The following is a 15,854-nucleotide window of genomic DNA, read 5'->3' as shown; positions in this document are numbered from 1 at the left end:
TTCCCTTAAGAGTTAACAAAGTAGTCTTTGTTAATATCGCTTACTGGTCTAGGCTCTGGGCTGAACATTGCTTCTGCCATCCGAATCGATTTGAGCAAAGCTGTTGCTTTGTTCACCGTTTCCTGGTACTCGCTTTCCGGTACAGAGTCCCAAACAATACCTGCGCCTGCTTGCACATAGGCCTTGCCATGCTTGAAAACAATCGTACGAATTGTGATGCAAGTGTCCAAGTTCCCTGAGAAGCCTAGATAACCAATAGCCCCTGCATAAGTGCCGCGCGCTTCAGGCTCCAGCTCAGCAATAATCTCCATAGCTCGCAGTTTAGGTGCTCCAGACACCGTCCCTGCTGGCATGCAGGAAAGAAAAGCATCGAAGAAATCTTTGTCTTTCGCAATTTTTCCGGATACGTTGGAAACGATGTGCATGACGTGTGAGTAGCGCTCAACATCCATGAAAGTATCACACTTCACCGTACCAAATTCCGATACACGGCCAATATCATTACGGCCTAAGTCAACTAACATCAAGTGCTCTGCGCGTTCCTTCTCATCCGCCAACAGCTCTTTTTCTAGAGCTAAATCTTCTTCCGGCGTCTTGCCGCGAGGTCTTGTTCCAGCAATCGGGCGCGTTTCGACTTTCTCCTCTTCAACCCTTACAAGCAATTCCGGCGATGTGCCAACGACGACTTCATCATCCATTTTGAGCACATACATGTAGGGGGACGGATTCATTGTTCGAAGAACCCGATACACCTGCAGTGGGGAGACGGTTGTTTCCATCTCAAAACGCTGTGACAGCACTACCTGGAATATGTCACCGGCACGAATGTATTCCTTCGCTTTATTCACATTGGCAATGTACTTCTCCTTCGTGACGTTAGAGCGAATGTCACCTAAATCCGGCTCCAGGACAATCGGATTATGTGTCATCGTTTCCGTACTGAGCGGCCGCTTAATTTTCTCGATTGTCGCATCGATTTTCTCACAAGTCGCCTGGTACGCCTTAGCGATATCTGCATCTGTGGCAAAAGGCTGTACATGCACGTTAGCAATCACTTTGATCTGCTGTTTAAAATGGTCAAAAACGATAACTTGATCACAAAACATGAATTGAATGTCGTTCATTTGCAAATCATCAATTTGATGAGCAGGCAGCTTCTCATAGTATTGCAGAAGATCGTATCCAAAAAATCCGACAGCGCCACCCGTGAACCTCGGCAGATCCGCAAGCTGAGGACTGGAGTAGGATCTTAGATACGCCTTCAACACATCGATTGGTTTCTCATCCGTAACCTTATTCTCGTTTTGTGTCTCAATGACCGTCTTCCCATGTTTCGCCTTAATCATCAGGAAAGGATCGCTTCCAATGAAGGAATATCGAGCCCATTTCACGCCGCCCTCTACGCTTTCTAACAGGAACGCACGCTTTTCTTGATACAAGTGTTGAAACACACGAATTGGGGTTTCTGTATCAGCCAATAGATGACGCACCACAGGAATGAGGTTATAGTCTTTGGATAGTCGAATCACTTCTTGAATTTCAGGTGTATACATGGTAACATCCCCTCTCAGCTTGTGAGCCTACCGTCGTCTTCCGAGGTGCTCCAAACTCTAATTGAATAACAACAAAAAAACCTCTACCGAAGTAGAGGCTGGCTTTTAGTTAAATGTAGAAGATTAAGAAGAATATGAAAAATAAACGTTGAAAGTATGACGAAACAGACGCCTCCGAATGAGTCGTGTCCATCTCCATACAATCCTATGTTATCTTTCTCATCTCATCTGGGCTCTGCTCTACTCAACTAAACTCTGCTCTACTTACCTAATCTCATCTATCTCCACTATACTACCGTGCAGCTTCATTTGTCAATTTAACAATATCAGGGCGAAGTGCTTTTGCTTCTTTCAAATAAATATGATTGATTTCCGATTGGCTCTTCGTTGTGTTCACTTGAACCATAAGACGGATACATTTCGGCAAAGAGTTCTCAACTGGAACTTCTAATGAACACATCAGCGGCACCAGTTCCCATCCAACCATCGTACGAATGGCCCGTGCAGGAAACGTTGCTGTAATGTCTTCCGTTACTGTAATAAATACTGAACAAATATCTTCTGGGCGAAAATCATTCGCCTCAACGATGGCACGAAGCAGCTCTCCAGTAGCGGTTAGAATTTCTTCCGCTTCATTGTGTTCAACTGTCGTTGCGCCACGAATTCCCCTACAGAACATCGACTACCCTCTCCCTTTTAGAAGCTCGACAATTTGTCTGACTTGCTCCACTGTAACATCCTTACGGATTTCAACTTTACCAATCTCCATTGGAATAATATAGACCATTGTGCCTTCTTTGAATTTCTTATCATGCATCATTGCGCTCATAATGCTATCCGTGTCCAAATGCGGCGGAATGCTGACAGGCAGGCCGTATTTCAGGAACAGGCCCTTGGTTACTTCATGGATCTCCTCGGAATAACCGAACTGCTGAGCAAGCTTAGCAGCGCCAACCATACCGATTGAGATTGCTTCTCCATGCAATAGCTCACCATAACCTGCTACAGCTTCCAGAGCATGACCAATCGTATGCCCCAAATTTAAAATTGCGCGCAAATCGTTCTCACGTTCGTCCTGTGAGACGACGATAGACTTCACTTTGCAGCCAATATATAGCGCATAGCCAAGCGCCTCAGGATCAAGAGACAATAACTTCTCCGTGTTGTCGTCACACCACTGCGTGAACGCTGCATCCCAGATCAAGCCGTGCTTGATCACTTCAGAGAGGCCCGCCTTCACCTGGCGCGGCGGCAAGGTCAAAAGCAAGTCGATGTCGAAGAGCACGAGCTCGGGCTGGTGGAACGCCCCGATGATGTTCTTCGCCATCGGATGGTTAACCGCTACCTTGCCGCCGACAGAGCTGTCGTGGGCAAGGATCGTCGTCGGGATCTGCACGAAGCGGATCCCGCGCATGAAGCTCGCCGCCGCGAAGCCGGCGAGATCGCCGACCACGCCTCCTCCAAGGGCGACGATCGCAGAACTGCGATCAAGGCCCGCCTGGAGGGCGGAGGTGACAATTCCCTCGAGCTGCGAGAGGGATTTGGATGTTTCGCCTGCGGGAACCACGCAGGAGGTTGCATTGAAGCCGCCTGCGCGCAGCAGCGCCATGACGCGCTCGAGGTGAAGTGGAGCCACCTCGCTATCTGTAACAACGAGCAGCGGTGACTTACGGCTGAGCTTCGCGCGGTCGAACAAAGCCGTGATATCGTTCAGGATACCTTGACCAATGTAGATCGGATAAGAACGTTCGCCAAGCTCTACCGTTAGCTCTCTCATATTAGTAGTTCTCCACTTGTTTCAAGAAGTTGTTGAGATTCGCACGAATTTCCTCAATGGAGTCCCCTCCGAATTTGTCCAAGAAGGCATTTGCCACTTCCCAGGCAATGACGTTCTCCATGATGACGCCAGCAGCTGGGACTGCGCAAGTATCAGAGCGCTCAACCTGCGCTGTGAATACTTCCTTCGTATCAATATCAACGCTTTGCAGCGGTTTGTAGAGTGTCGAGATTGGCTTCATAACACCGCGAACGATGATTTGCTCACCAGTGGTCATCCCGCCTTCGAATCCGCCTGCACGATTCGTTCTGCGTCTAAAGCCACTTTCTTCTGTGTATAAAATTTCATCATGGACATTCGAACCTCTGCGCTCAGCAGCTTCAAAGCCAATTCCGAATTCCACGCCTTTAAATGCTTGAATAGAAAGCACGGCTTGCGCAATTTTACCATCCAACTTACGATCCCATTGCACGTGGCTGCCTAGTCCTACCGGCACGCCTTCAATGATAACTTCGACGATCCCGCCGAGCGTGTCGCCATCTTCCTTGGCAGCGTCGATAGCCGCGATCATCTTGGCTTCTGCTTCTTTGTCAACGACACGTACAGGTGATTCCTCAGTAATTGCAATCAGTTCATCAATTGGAAGCTCTTGACGCTGAGCTTCTACATCCCCGATGCGAATGACTTGTCCAGCAACCTTGATTCCGAACTCTGCCAACAACTGGCGTGCTACAGCCCCAGTCGCTACGCGCATTGTCGTTTCGCGGGCACTTGAGCGCTCCAAGATGTTGCGCAGATCTTTTTGATTATATTTGAGACCGCCATTCAGATCAGCATGTCCAGGACGAGGACGGTTCACGCGGCGTTTGCCTTCGTTATCCTCTTCGACTGGCTCAATGCCCATTACAGTGGTCCAGTGTTTCCAGTCATTGTTGACAACAACTAATGCAATCGGAGCCCCTGTAGTTTTGCCATGACGAACACCGCCTGCAATCGTAGCCGTATCTTTCTCAATTTGCATCCGACGACCACGGCCATACCCTTTCTGACGTCTATGTAATTGAAAATTCAAATCCTCAAAGTTAAGGGTTACATTACTTGGAAACCCTTCAATAATCGCAGTGAGCTGCGGTCCATGTGTTTCGCCAGCCGTTAAATATCTCACAATCTGTTACCCCCTATAATTTGGTGAAGCCATCACTTATAAGTGCTGTCAAGATGAAGTTTCTGCCGCTTCAACTTGAAATTGTTTCAAACGCTTTAGCGCTTTGACGCGCGATTATCTTTTAGTCATTATAGTATAGGTACTCTGGTTTGGCAACAGCACAAACGCAAAAACACGCTTCGCATATAAGGGGTATTCCCTTAGGCGCAAGCGTGTTAACATCTGCTCAGGAGCAAAGATTACCCGTGCATAGGCTGCTTTTGGACAACTCTTGGAAGTTCTGCCAATTGCGGATCATTCATCAAACCCATGATTTGCGAAGAATCTACGCCCAAAATTTGTGCACATTCCTGAATGGAAATCATTCCCCTGCGATAAGCGGTTATCACTTTGCGTTTGTCCATAAGAGCCCCCTAAGAGTTGCATCAGTTTTATGTACTGTACCTCATTAACGTTCACTGAGCTTTGCTACATCTTAGTATTGGAATTTATGGAAGATCTTATACGCCTTTTTTCCGATAAAAGAAAGTATCCGCCGGTTCTAAATCGTATTGCCCCGGTGAAAAGATTTGTTCTGTGGACCCTACAAATAGTAATCCTCCTGGTTTCAATGCTTTGGCAAACTTCTGATACAACACATGCTTTGCCTCTTCGGTAAAATATATGATCACATTTCGGCAAACGATCAAATCAAAGCCGGTATCAAACGTATCGACAAGCAGGTTCTGCTTTTGAAATTTAATAGGCTTCCGTAGCTCATCCGAAACATGATACATAAGTTGATCTTGTCGAAAATATTTCGTGACGTACTTCTCAGGCACATCTCGTAAGGAACGGTCGAGGTAGGCTGCTTTACGCGCCTTATCCAGGGCGCCTTCATCGATATCCGTTGCGAGCAAATGGACATCGCTCAAGGCCCCTTGCTCGGCCAGAATCATGGCTAACGTATAAGGCTCTTCGCCTGTTGAACAGGCAGCGCTCCAAATCTTGAGTCGTCGATTCTTTTTGAGCATCTCGGGAATGAATCTGGATTCCACCAGTTCCCAACGATTCGGGTTCCGCCAAAACTCCGAGACATTGATTGTCATCCGATCCAGAAATTCATAAAAGAGTTCTTTATTTTTCATCATGGCATCAAAAAAGGAGACAAACGTATGATAGCCACGTTTCATTCGAAGTGTTGTCAGACGTCTTTTCATTTGTGCCTCTTTGTAAAGAGCAAGATCAATGGACGTATGTTCCTTTACTTTTTTTATAAATAACAAAAAATCCTGATCCTCTTCCATGCTGTCCACCTACCTTGGTCGTTGTCTAAGTATCATACATTCTTGCATTCCTTCCCAAAATCCTTCAAATCACGACAAAAAAGAACCTGCATCGTGGAAGATGACAGGTTCTTAAAGTTTCTGGAAAGCTAAATCCACTGCTGAATGACTTTTGTATATTCAAGGAGCTCGTCCGCTTTAAAGAAATTGCCGATCTCGCGTTCAGCGCTTTCCGGTGAGTCAGAGCCATGAATGAGGTTGAAATTCGTATGTACCGCATAATCGCCACGGATCGTACCAGGCGCTGCTTCCAGGGAATTCGTTTTTCCGATCAACGTACGTGATAGAGGAATTACTTGATCCCCCTGCCATACCATGGCGAACACGGGTCCGGACGTAATGAAATTCACGAGTCTTTCGTAAAAATCTTTGCCTTCATGTTCGGCATAATGAAACGCAGCTTGTTCTCTCGATACCATCGTCAATTTGCTGCCAATTAATTGAAAGCCTTTCTGTTCAAAGCGCTTTACAATTTCACCAATTAGGCCGCGCTGTACGCCATCTGGTTTCACCATCAAGAATGTTTTTTCCATGTAACGATATCCTCCTTAGCGTTTTCTTTAGAAAACTTGCTTCGTAAGCATCTACTGAGTTTTCGTTAGAAAACTGACTTCCAACGTAGGCCTATACGCCCAAAAGGGTTAAATCTTATGTATTCCCTCTTAGTTTACACTTTTTGGCAGCTTTTCTCAAATTGCAAAATTCCTTAGTAGGATCGATTGCCGATGAAGTGTGCAACCTCAATCAAATCTCTTTTGGCTTGCCCATTCGGCAGGGGATCTAAGGAAGCAATCGCCTTGTCAATGTATTTCTGTGACAGTGAATCTGCCATTGCAATGCCTTCACTGTTACGGATGATATCCAAGAAACGGCTAACGTCTGTTTGTCCATCTAATTTATGTATGCGATCTAATTCAGCCATGATAAGAGGTTTAAGTATAGGATCCTGCATGGCAAACAGGACAGGAATCGTAATGTTACCTTGCTTCACATCGGACCCTGGCGGTTTACCGATCTGCTTCTCGGTCCCTATAAGGTCCAGAATATCGTCCCTGATTTGGAACGTCATGCCGACGTTATAACCAAATCCATATAGCTTATTGCTGATCCAATCTGGTGCTCCCGCAGCCATTGCCCCTAATTGGCAGGAAATAGCGATAAGAAGGGCTGTTTTGCGCCTAATTCTCAATAAGTAATCACGAATCGTCTGCTCGGAGTGAAAAAAGAACCGAATTTGCTCCATCTCTCCAATGGACATTTCTACAATAGCCTTAGACAAGATCTGATGCACGGCTGGCTTGTGGATTTGCGTGATAACACCTAACGCCTTAGCAAATATATAATCTCCTGTATACATCGCAATCCGATTATCCCACTTGGATCGGACCGTTAATTGCCCACGTCTTGTATTCGCATCATCAATGACATCATCGTGAACGAGCGATGCCATATGTATGAGCTCCAGTGGCACCGCCACGCGCTTCATCGTTTCTAACTGATAGTTTCCGAACTCACCGGAAAGAAGTACAAAAACGGGACGGATTCGTTTCCCGCCAGCTTTCAATAAATGACTCGATGTTTCTCTCAGCATAGCGTGATCCGAATATACGCTTTCCTCGAGCGCCTTTTCAATAGCAGCTATATCTTTTTTCTTTCTTGAATAAATATCCAATAAATTTTTCATTCTGTCACCCGTGCCACTTTATTCTCAGACCATAAAGCGATATTTACCGGCTTCGGCAGGAAACCAAGCTCATAAGCATACTTGTAATAGGAAGCAAGCCCTTCCCACTGTTCCGGACCAAAATCATAACATAACGTATGAAAATAATGATGCCAATAAGAAGCCGTACCGCCAACAGAAGCTTGCGCCTCTTCAATCATTTCTTCCGGGTTACTGTGTGCCTTGGCTTTACTTGCCATGAACGCATTGAACACATCGGTCACAAGCTCCGGATACAGCTCTGCCGTCTCCTTACGAATCGCCCATACGGCGAACGAAATCCATTGTCCTGTCCATTTCGCCCATTCTTGCCCAAGATCCGTAATCATATACGTTTTATTGCGCCAACTCTCTTTGATCGCATCGTCTCCAATGAGCAGTGCGCCATCCCCATGCGCCATCATCTGCTCAACATCGGGAGTAGCATATTCATACGTGGGTTTCCCTTCGTAAAATTTCTCAAGTATAATCTTGAGCAAATTTACCGATGTAGCTGAAGTTGTAGGCAGCAAAATATGCCCGTTCGCAATCTCGCGGAGCGGCTTCTCATGAAATAATAGGATGGAATTGACTTCCCCATATGCGCTAACTGAAAGATCTGGATACAACAAGTAATTCTCGAAGGATTCTCCATACGCAAAGGAGGAAATTGGCCCCATGTCAATCTCTCCGGCAGCCATGGCTTTATTGAGCGAAGTCGGCACCTGCTCAATAATGTCTATTTCGGACGTGTTCATAAGTTCAGGAAAATAGTAATAGATCGGCCAAACATTTGTATAATTGATACGGCCAATACGAATTTTTGGGTCAGAGCTACTCATGGTTATCACCCCATCTTCGGTACAAGGAATGCTCAATGTCCATGCTATCCAGCACTTTGCCTACTAAAAAATCGACCATCTCCTCAATGGAGCGCGGACGATTATAAAAGGCTGGCATCGCCGGAAGCATGCGTACGCCCATTCTAGACAAGGTCAGCATGTTTTCCAAATGAATGGCATGCAATGGCGTTTCCCTTGGAACCAGAATTAATTTTCTTCCTTCTTTCAGCATGACATCTGCTGTTCTCTCTAATAAATTATCGGATGAGCCGTGCGCGATGCCGGATAGCGTGCCCATCGAGCAAGGGATGACAACCATCCCTTTGGTCCGAAAGGATCCACTGGCAACAGTTGCTCCAATATCAGCAATCGGATGGTGCTCGAACGAGCCTGTGCGGCCGCCAAAATGCTCTTGCAGCATTTCTTTGCGCTTGCTTGCCTGCCAGTCGAGCTCATCATGCAGCACTCTCCAGCCAGCCTCTGTGATGATCAAATGCACATCCAAGCCTTGGTCCAGCATGACCTGGCACAATCGAATGCCATAAATGGCACCGCTTGCCCCAGTAATCCCTACCACCCAATTGCCGCCGCTCATAAGTACTCTCTCACAAGCACATCAAGCAGTGTAAAAGCAAACATCACAAGGCTAAGCACACCGTTCATTGTAAAAAAGGCTGTATTCAGCTTGGATAAGTCCTGAGGTGAAACCAGTTTGTGTTCTTTGTACAGAATAACATAGGCAATGACAAGCCCTACTAAATAAAACCAGCTTAGATGTGTCATGAAAAATAGGGTTACTAGACCAACCGCTGTCAGAACGTGCAAGACTCGAGCTGTATTCAGTGCTGCCTTGATGCCAAAGCGGCTTGGCAATGAATAAAGACCTTCATTACGGTCAAATTCAACATCCTGACAGGCATAGATGAGATCAAACCCAGCGCTCCAACAAACTACCGTTAAATAAAATATAATGGATGCCCATGTGAATTGACCCGTAACAGCAATCCAGCCACCAAGCGGCGCGAGTCCTAAAGTCAATCCAAGCACAAAATGGCAGGTCCATGTAAATCTTTTGGTATAAGAGTAAAAGACAAGAAAAAACACTGCGATTGGCAGCAGTTTCATCGATAACGAGCTTAGATTGGAGGTTGCCCAGAAAAGCACAGCAAATGAAATAATAATATAAATAATGACTTGCGGAATGGAAATCAATCCAGCGGGTATTGCCCGATTCTCCGTACGCGGATTCTTCTTGTCGATCGCTTTATCAATCACTCGATTTAGTGCCATCGCCGCGGTTCTTGCTCCAACCATCGCTAGTGTAATCCAGCCGATTTGAGACCAGCTTGGCAAGTGGTTTGTTAATACGACCGAGCCTAGAATTGCTCCCATGAATGCAAAAGGCAGTGCAAATACACTGTGTTCAAATTTAATCATTTCCAGAAAGATTTTTAGTTTAGTAAACATATGCGCATTACTCTCCTGATTTCGTATTCCCCTTGGTACCAATATGCAAGGCGGCAACCCCACCGGTTAATGGGTAAGCCTGTACACTCTTCAATCCTTGGTTTGTAAAAATAGCTGCTAATTGTTTGTGGTCGGGAAAATGAATTAATGACTCCGGCAACCACTTGTACTGTTCATATTTCTGAGCAATCATCTTACCCAAGAAAGGCAGAACGCGTTGGAAATAAAAATAATAGATGGACTTAAACGGCTGCCATGTCGGTTTCGACAATTCTAGAGACACAACTAGCCCTCCTGGCTTAACGACACGCTGCATTTCACGAATGACTTGCTCCAAATCGGGTACATTACGGAGGGCAAATCCAATCGTTGCATAATCAAACGTGTTATCGTCAAATGGAAGACTCATCGCATTGCCTTGAATTAACTCAATCTGCTTGTCCAAGTGAAGCTGTTTAATTTTCTCTGCACCATAATCCAGCATGTTTTGGCTGAAATCAAGCCCTACCATCTTGCCGGTACCGCTTGCCTTAGCAAGAGAAATGGTCCAATCACAAGTTCCGCAGCATAAATCAATCGCGGTCTCGCCTGGCTGAACATTCATCTTCTTCATTGTGAATTTACGCCATGCTTTGTGTCTGTTGAAGCTCAAAATATTGTTCATTAAATCATACTTTGGCGCAATGCTCTCGAAAACCGAGTGCACGAATTCTTCTTTAGTTTTCGTGGGTTTAACGGGGGTTTTTGTTTTTGTCATATTCATCTGTCATGTCACCTCAAATTTCTTCCAGCACTTTGGGCTGCTTGGCTAAAAATCGCAGGAACGGCTCTCCTATGTGAAACAGTTCACTTATTAGTTTGTCCGATTCAAGCTGCTTTACTTTGGCTTGCAGCAGCTTAGTCTGAGAGTCCAGCATTTGATACAGTTGCGAAGTTATATGATATTTGTGCATGAGTGTACGTACTCTGGCTTGATCCGATTCCTCGGTTTGAAGCTGTTTCCGCTCATCCTTCGTACCATGCTGCAAAATGTGCCAGAAACCCCAGCTGTCCTTGAAATCCGAACCGGATTCAAGTCGGAAAATTTCTTCGAAAAGCACTTCACATCTCGTATAGCTTCTCAGAATCTCCGGCCATGCTTGGTCATACACCTCAGACATAAATTCCGAGAATGACAAAAAAAGCTGAGATTTGATCTCCACCGTTTGGTGGATGTAATCTTCTGCTGATAATTTCAATTGCTTCATTTTCATGTACGTATTCATCTTTAACCTGTTGACATCACAAATGGCATTCGACAATTGCTTAATCATGTCAATTTGGCCGGCACCGGCAAGGAGATGATAGAAGCGAGAACTGAAATAATCTCCAGCAAGAACCTTAAGCTGTCTGGATCTTGCGGCCTTTTTCTCTTTGATGTCATTCGAAGCCGTAACCAATTCATGCGTGTCAAGTCCAAGCTGCACAAGCGAGGTTGCTAGCGTGTACAACTCACTTGAGGAGCTTAGTTTACTATTACCGTTCAAGAATGCAAACAACAGACGCGTGCGCAGCTCCGGGAAATCGGGCAAGTCTGTGTGAATTTGGATCATATCATACTCCGTGTACTGCTTGGCGATCTCTGGGATCCGATAAGAATTCATGCAAAAGCCTCCGTAACCGTGTGCCAAATCTCATTAATGTTGGTCAAGTTTCAATTCAAATCATTATATCATAACACGTAAAGAGAAGCACAATTAATTATAAGGGATATCTTTGCTGCCATTTTGAGGTGTACGTAATACGAAACCGATTCTGTAACTCCTGTTCAAGTTGGATAAGACTGAGGTCATTCGCACTCTTCTCCATATCCTTCCCAGATTCACGTTCGGCAACCATAGCAAGTACAAGCTGCGTTGAGGCATTGTCAGACACGTTAGAATAATCAATGACCCGAACCCACACTTGATTCACATTTTTTGTTTTCATCAGCATGGTCTGAGCGATCGTGTATAGATCCCGATAAACGGCTGCCGAGTCCGCATTTTTAGGCAAACTCAAATCAAGCGACATTCGGGCGTTCGTCAACTCAACTTTGCGAATCCGCATTTGCAGAGGTACTTGTACGAGTAAGTCCGGTAAATTATTGTCCGTAACCTGCCCAACTCGATTGCTTGGCCATCGATAAGGTGAACTTAATCCCGTTGAACTATCCATTTTGGGCAGTAAAGACAAACAAACAACTATGACAATAGATACCGCTAACGTCATAACGATGCGCATCGACCATCTCATATCATATTGCACCTCCTGGCTAATCAGCAAGAGCAAATCGGACTATACAGATTGCTTCTGTTACAAGCTCTATACACCATTGTACAAAGAAAAAAAGCAGGCTATGCCTGCTTTATCAATAATAAATTATTCTTCAGTATCTACGGTGCCGTATTTCGTAATGATAAGCGCTTTTCCTCTTACTTTAACTGCGGATGTGTGCTCCGTAAACTGGGCAATCATAACCTCGCCCTTGTCCAGTTTCTCCGTATGATGAAAGCGTGTATCCTGACCGCGTGTTAATCCAATAACATGAACACCGTTGTCTTTGGCTTTGATAACGAAATATTCATTGCCGTTCGTATTCGGTTGATTCATTTTGCTCGTGTCGTCCATTCTCATCCTCCGTTCTTACCTTCCTTACCTAATCATGCCAAAAAAAGCATCCCGAAGTCAACTTACCTAAATGGAAACTTCATTCGAAGTCGTTTGCAGACCACTACTGTAAAATTTCTTGAATCGGGCAGGCAGCACACGCGTAGATCCTAATCGAATGAGGAAATCCGATAATTTAACCGTTCCATACGCAAATAGCATGCCGGCAAACACATCAATTAACCAATGAATTTGCAAATACAACGTTGAGAAAATGATTGAAGCGCAGTAAGTCACCATCATCGTTTTGAAAATACGATCTTTTTCTCGTAAGGCCAGGAGAAGCATGGCAAATGAAATCGAGGTATGCATGCTTGGGAAACAGTTCATTACAGCTACAAGCAATGAATTTTGATCCGCAAATACACGATTCAGCAAATCCGGCTGCTTATTCACATACCACACCTCGTGCAACAAGATCAGGTTGTAGAATGGCAAAATCAGCGGAAATTGCAGCATGTGGCCAGACAGCGCGTACGAAAGCATTTTCTTAATACTGCGTGTCCAAAAACTTCTCACAATACAAATCCATAAAGATAATACGAATCCGTAATTATAAATCCAAACCATGGCTTTATCCAGAAACGGAGTAGCAATCCATCTCGCCCATCCACCCGTGTTCAGTGGAATTGCATTCATATAATCATCCCAGTGCCAGGGATGGCGGTTATTTTCAAACATCCAATTGGCGATTTTCCACCAAAATCCGTTCCCGGATCCATAGAAATAGTAGAATACGCCTAGCAGCGGTATGCCGAAAAGAAAAAACCGCTTCCAATCCACATCAATCTGATCTTTACGAACGCCTAACAAACAAACTAACAGCAAGATCCAACATTCTTTACTCCAGTTCCCAACGACACCAATTCGCCAAACTAAGTAAATCGAAGCAATAATACCGAACATTGTCCAATCTTGCGACTTTACTAGCTCGCTGAGTTTCCCCTTATTCAAGACTGTTCCCCCTAAATCATCTACGAAGTACATATAATTCGGAACAAGTCTCTTCAAGAGAAAAAGACATCGGACTTTCGATGTCTTTTTCATAATCGGAGTAACACGATTCGAACGTGCGACCTCACCCACCCCAAGGGTGCGCGCTACCAGGCTGCGCCATACCCCGTCTGTAGCCCCTAGCTTACTCATTCACTTTGTAATTATAGTAGGAGATTTTCGAATTGTAAAGGCATTTTCTACCTATAAATGAATAAAACCGTGACAGCAAAATGCGGTCACGGCTTCGTTGTTATATAACGTTCAATAGTATGTAAAACGCAATTATTGAATGCCATCTTTAAGTGCTTTACCAGGTTTGAAAGCTGGAATTTTGCTTGCTGGGATTTCGATTTCATCACCAGTCTGTGGATTACGTCCTTTACGAGCGGAACGTTCACGAACTTCAAAGTTACCAAACCCAACTAATTGTACTTTATCCCCGCCTTGCAGCGCTTCGGAAATTGCTTCAAAAACAGCATCAACTGCTTTCGTTGCATCTTTCTTGGAAAGCTCAGAGGTTTCAGCAACCTTGTTAATCAATTCAGATTTATTCATGCCATTCACCTCCCCCCAAGATTTCTTACTTCCGTTACTTCCTGTTTTCACCGTTTCGTCAGAAAATATACATGATTCCATGAAAAAACGTTGATTTTCTTAGTAAAAATGAACATCGAAAGCAGACGAATAAATTCATAGTAATATACTACGACATCAATTTCAAGTATCGTTTTCCATTTTATGTGGGTATTTTTGCTATAAAACGACAAAAAACACTCTCACGAGTGTTTTTTTGTCTATTTTCTTACAAAATTATGGCAATTAAACCGCCAGATCCTTCGTTAATAATACGTCCAAGTGTTTCCTGCAATTTGTACCGCGCGTTATCCGGCATTTGAGCAAGCTTGCCTTGAATACCTTCACGCACAATGGAATGCAGGGATCTTCCAAAAATATCGGACTCCCAGATTTTGAGCGGGTTATCTTCAAAATCCTGCATCAAATAGCGGACAAGCTCTTCACTTTGCTTCTCGGTTCCAATAATCGGGGAGAATTCAGATTCGACATCTACCCGAATCATATGAATCGATGGCGCGGTTGCCCGTAAGCGAACACCGAATCTAGAGCCTTGGCGGATCAATTCTGGCTCATCCAGCGCCATCTCGGCAAGAGTAGGTGGCGCGATGCCATAACCGGTTGTTTTGACCATCTCCAGCGCCTCTGCGAATTGATCGTACTCTCGTTTGGCATGAGTGAAGTCCTGCATCAATTGCAAAAGGTGATCTTTGCCGCGAATTTCAACACCAACTACTTCCACCAAGATGCGATCATAGAGCTCATCTGGTGCAAACAGATCAATCTCGGCAACACCCTGCCCCATGCTTAGCCCGGCGAGTGCCGCCCTATCAATAAACTCGTATTCAGCAAACTGGCTGACGACCCGATCCACGTCGCGCAAGCGTCTAATATCTTGAACCGTATCACGTACGGAATTTTCGAATTGAGTACGCAGCCAATGATTCTCATCTAGAACCATAACCCAGCTTGGCAAATTCACATTCACTTCATGAACAGGGAACTCGTAGAGCACTTCACGCAGGACTGAAACCATTTCTTCTTCGCCTGCACTAGCTACGCTCATCGTTACAACAGGTACATCATAACGGCTTTGCAGTTCGCTGCGCAGCTCTAGCGCTGGCTCGCTATTTGGCTTCTGAGAGTTAATAATGACGATGAAAGGTTTGCCCACTTCTTTCAGTTCATTAATCACTCTTTCTTCTGCCAGCACATAGGATGACCGTGGGATATCCGAGATCGTGCCATCGGTTGTCACCACAACACCTAATGTTGAATGCTCCTGAATCACCTTGCGAGTTCCGATTTCTGCCGCTTCCTGGAACGGAATCGGTTCATCGAACCAAGGCGTGTTGATCATTCGTGGTCCGTTTTCGTCTTCATAGCCTTTGGCGCCATCAACTGCATAACCTACACAATCAACAAGGCGCACATTCACATTCAGCCCTTCGGCCACGGAAATTTGGACCGCCGTATTCGGCACGAACTTTGGCTCCGTTGTCATAATCGTGCGGCCAGCAGCGCTCTGCGGGAGTTCATCGGTAGCCCGGATCCTATCCGCTTCGCTTTGAATGTTCGGCAGCACTACAGATTCCACAAAACGCTTAATAAAGGTTGATTTTCCTGTACGGACTGCTCCAACAACCCCCAGGTAAATGTCCCCTCCCGTTCGTTCTGCAATGTCCTTAAAGATATCCACTTTCTCCAAGAGAATCCCTCCTACAGTTTGGTCGTCAACTGACTTTTGAGACGTTAACAATTGACTA

Annotated in this window: 18 protein-coding genes and 1 tRNA gene; all 19 read right to left on the bottom strand. The window is 45.1% G+C overall.

The window, feature by feature from the left end; translation table 11 throughout:
- Positions 1 to 5: 5 nt before the first annotated feature.
- The 19 genes from trpE to spoIVA all read right to left on the bottom strand — a co-directional run bounded on the left by trpE (position 6) and on the right by spoIVA (position 15,796).
- Positions 6 to 1,553 carry an anthranilate synthase component I gene (gene trpE / locus GQF01_RS20120; RefSeq protein ID WP_161408498.1) on the bottom strand — a complete coding sequence of 516 codons (1,548 nt, stop codon included), beginning with the start codon at positions 1,551 to 1,553 and terminating at the stop codon, positions 6 to 8.
- A 292-nt stretch (positions 1,554 to 1,845) separates the two neighbouring features.
- The gene (gene aroH / locus GQF01_RS20115) at positions 1,846 to 2,232 is read right to left on the bottom strand and encodes a chorismate mutase (RefSeq protein ID WP_157319999.1); all 387 of its coding nucleotides are present in this window, start codon (positions 2,230 to 2,232) and stop codon (positions 1,846 to 1,848) included.
- Positions 2,233 to 2,235: 3 nt separating this feature from the next.
- Positions 2,236 to 3,330, bottom strand: a complete 1,095-nt coding sequence (gene aroB, locus GQF01_RS20110; protein ID WP_161408497.1) for a 3-dehydroquinate synthase — start codon at positions 3,328 to 3,330, stop codon at positions 2,236 to 2,238.
- 1 nt (position 3,331) lies between these two features.
- Positions 3,332 to 4,495, bottom strand: a complete 1,164-nt coding sequence (gene aroC, locus GQF01_RS20105; RefSeq protein WP_127451384.1) for a chorismate synthase — start codon at positions 4,493 to 4,495, stop codon at positions 3,332 to 3,334.
- A gap of 239 nt (positions 4,496 to 4,734) precedes the next feature.
- Positions 4,735 to 4,899 carry a hypothetical protein gene (locus tag GQF01_RS35980; RefSeq protein WP_202556524.1) on the bottom strand — a complete coding sequence of 55 codons (165 nt, stop codon included), beginning with the start codon at positions 4,897 to 4,899 and terminating at the stop codon, positions 4,735 to 4,737.
- 96 nt (positions 4,900 to 4,995) lie between these two features.
- Entirely contained in the window at positions 4,996 to 5,781 is a 786-nt protein-coding gene (locus GQF01_RS20100) for a CheR family methyltransferase (RefSeq protein ID WP_161408496.1), read from the bottom strand.
- A gap of 128 nt (positions 5,782 to 5,909) precedes the next feature.
- On the bottom strand, positions 5,910 to 6,353 hold the full coding sequence (gene ndk / locus GQF01_RS20095) for a nucleoside-diphosphate kinase (RefSeq protein ID WP_161408495.1): 444 nt from the start codon (positions 6,351 to 6,353) through the stop codon (positions 5,910 to 5,912).
- 173 nt (positions 6,354 to 6,526) lie between these two features.
- Complete coding sequence (locus GQF01_RS20090; RefSeq protein WP_161408494.1) at positions 6,527 to 7,504, bottom strand: polyprenyl synthetase family protein; 978 nt, start codon at positions 7,502 to 7,504, stop codon at positions 6,527 to 6,529.
- A complete protein-coding gene (locus GQF01_RS20085) occupies positions 7,501 to 8,364 on the bottom strand; it encodes a menaquinone biosynthesis protein (protein WP_161408493.1) in 864 nt (287 codons plus the stop codon). The genes GQF01_RS20090 and GQF01_RS20085 overlap by 4 nt, the downstream gene beginning before the upstream one ends.
- Positions 8,357 to 8,959: a UbiX family flavin prenyltransferase gene (locus tag GQF01_RS20080; RefSeq protein WP_161408492.1), complete on the bottom strand. Its 603-nt coding sequence runs from the start codon at positions 8,957 to 8,959 to the stop codon at positions 8,357 to 8,359. Before GQF01_RS20080 ends, GQF01_RS20085 begins: the two co-directional genes overlap by 8 nt.
- Positions 8,956 to 9,831: a UbiA-like polyprenyltransferase gene (locus tag GQF01_RS20075; RefSeq protein ID WP_161408491.1), complete on the bottom strand. Its 876-nt coding sequence runs from the start codon at positions 9,829 to 9,831 to the stop codon at positions 8,956 to 8,958. The genes GQF01_RS20080 and GQF01_RS20075 overlap by 4 nt, the downstream gene beginning before the upstream one ends.
- Positions 9,832 to 9,838: 7 nt before the next feature.
- Positions 9,839 to 10,588: a demethylmenaquinone methyltransferase gene (locus GQF01_RS20070; protein WP_161408490.1), complete on the bottom strand. Its 750-nt coding sequence runs from the start codon at positions 10,586 to 10,588 to the stop codon at positions 9,839 to 9,841.
- A 19-nt stretch (positions 10,589 to 10,607) separates the two neighbouring features.
- Entirely contained in the window at positions 10,608 to 11,474 is an 867-nt protein-coding gene (locus tag GQF01_RS20065) for a heptaprenyl diphosphate synthase component 1 (protein ID WP_161408489.1), read from the bottom strand.
- Positions 11,475 to 11,571: 97 nt separating this feature from the next.
- A complete protein-coding gene (locus GQF01_RS20060; RefSeq protein ID WP_161408488.1) occupies positions 11,572 to 12,105 on the bottom strand; it encodes a hypothetical protein in 534 nt (177 codons plus the stop codon).
- Positions 12,106 to 12,231: 126 nt separating this feature from the next.
- Positions 12,232 to 12,480, bottom strand: a complete 249-nt coding sequence (mtrB, locus tag GQF01_RS20055) for a trp RNA-binding attenuation protein MtrB (protein ID WP_235960061.1) — start codon at positions 12,478 to 12,480, stop codon at positions 12,232 to 12,234.
- Positions 12,481 to 12,546: 66 nt separating this feature from the next.
- The gene (locus tag GQF01_RS20050; RefSeq protein ID WP_235960058.1) at positions 12,547 to 13,473 is read right to left on the bottom strand and encodes a phosphatase PAP2 family protein; all 927 of its coding nucleotides are present in this window, start codon (positions 13,471 to 13,473) and stop codon (positions 12,547 to 12,549) included.
- Between the two features lie 95 nt (positions 13,474 to 13,568).
- A tRNA-Pro gene (locus tag GQF01_RS20045) sits at positions 13,569 to 13,642 on the bottom strand.
- Between the two features lie 155 nt (positions 13,643 to 13,797).
- Complete coding sequence (locus GQF01_RS20040) at positions 13,798 to 14,070, bottom strand: HU family DNA-binding protein (RefSeq protein ID WP_145655310.1); 273 nt, start codon at positions 14,068 to 14,070, stop codon at positions 13,798 to 13,800.
- 247 nt (positions 14,071 to 14,317) lie between these two features.
- On the bottom strand, positions 14,318 to 15,796 hold the full coding sequence (spoIVA, locus tag GQF01_RS20035; protein WP_145655311.1) for a stage IV sporulation protein A: 1,479 nt from the start codon (positions 15,794 to 15,796) through the stop codon (positions 14,318 to 14,320).
- Positions 15,797 to 15,854 lie beyond the last annotated feature (58 nt).

Source organism: Paenibacillus silvestris (assembly GCF_009882985.1).
Lineage (GTDB): Bacteria > Bacillota > Bacilli > Paenibacillales > NBRC-103111 > Paenibacillus_E > Paenibacillus_E silvestris.
The sequence above is the reverse complement of the archived record's forward strand: the minus strand, read 5'-3'. Positions and strand labels throughout refer to the sequence as shown.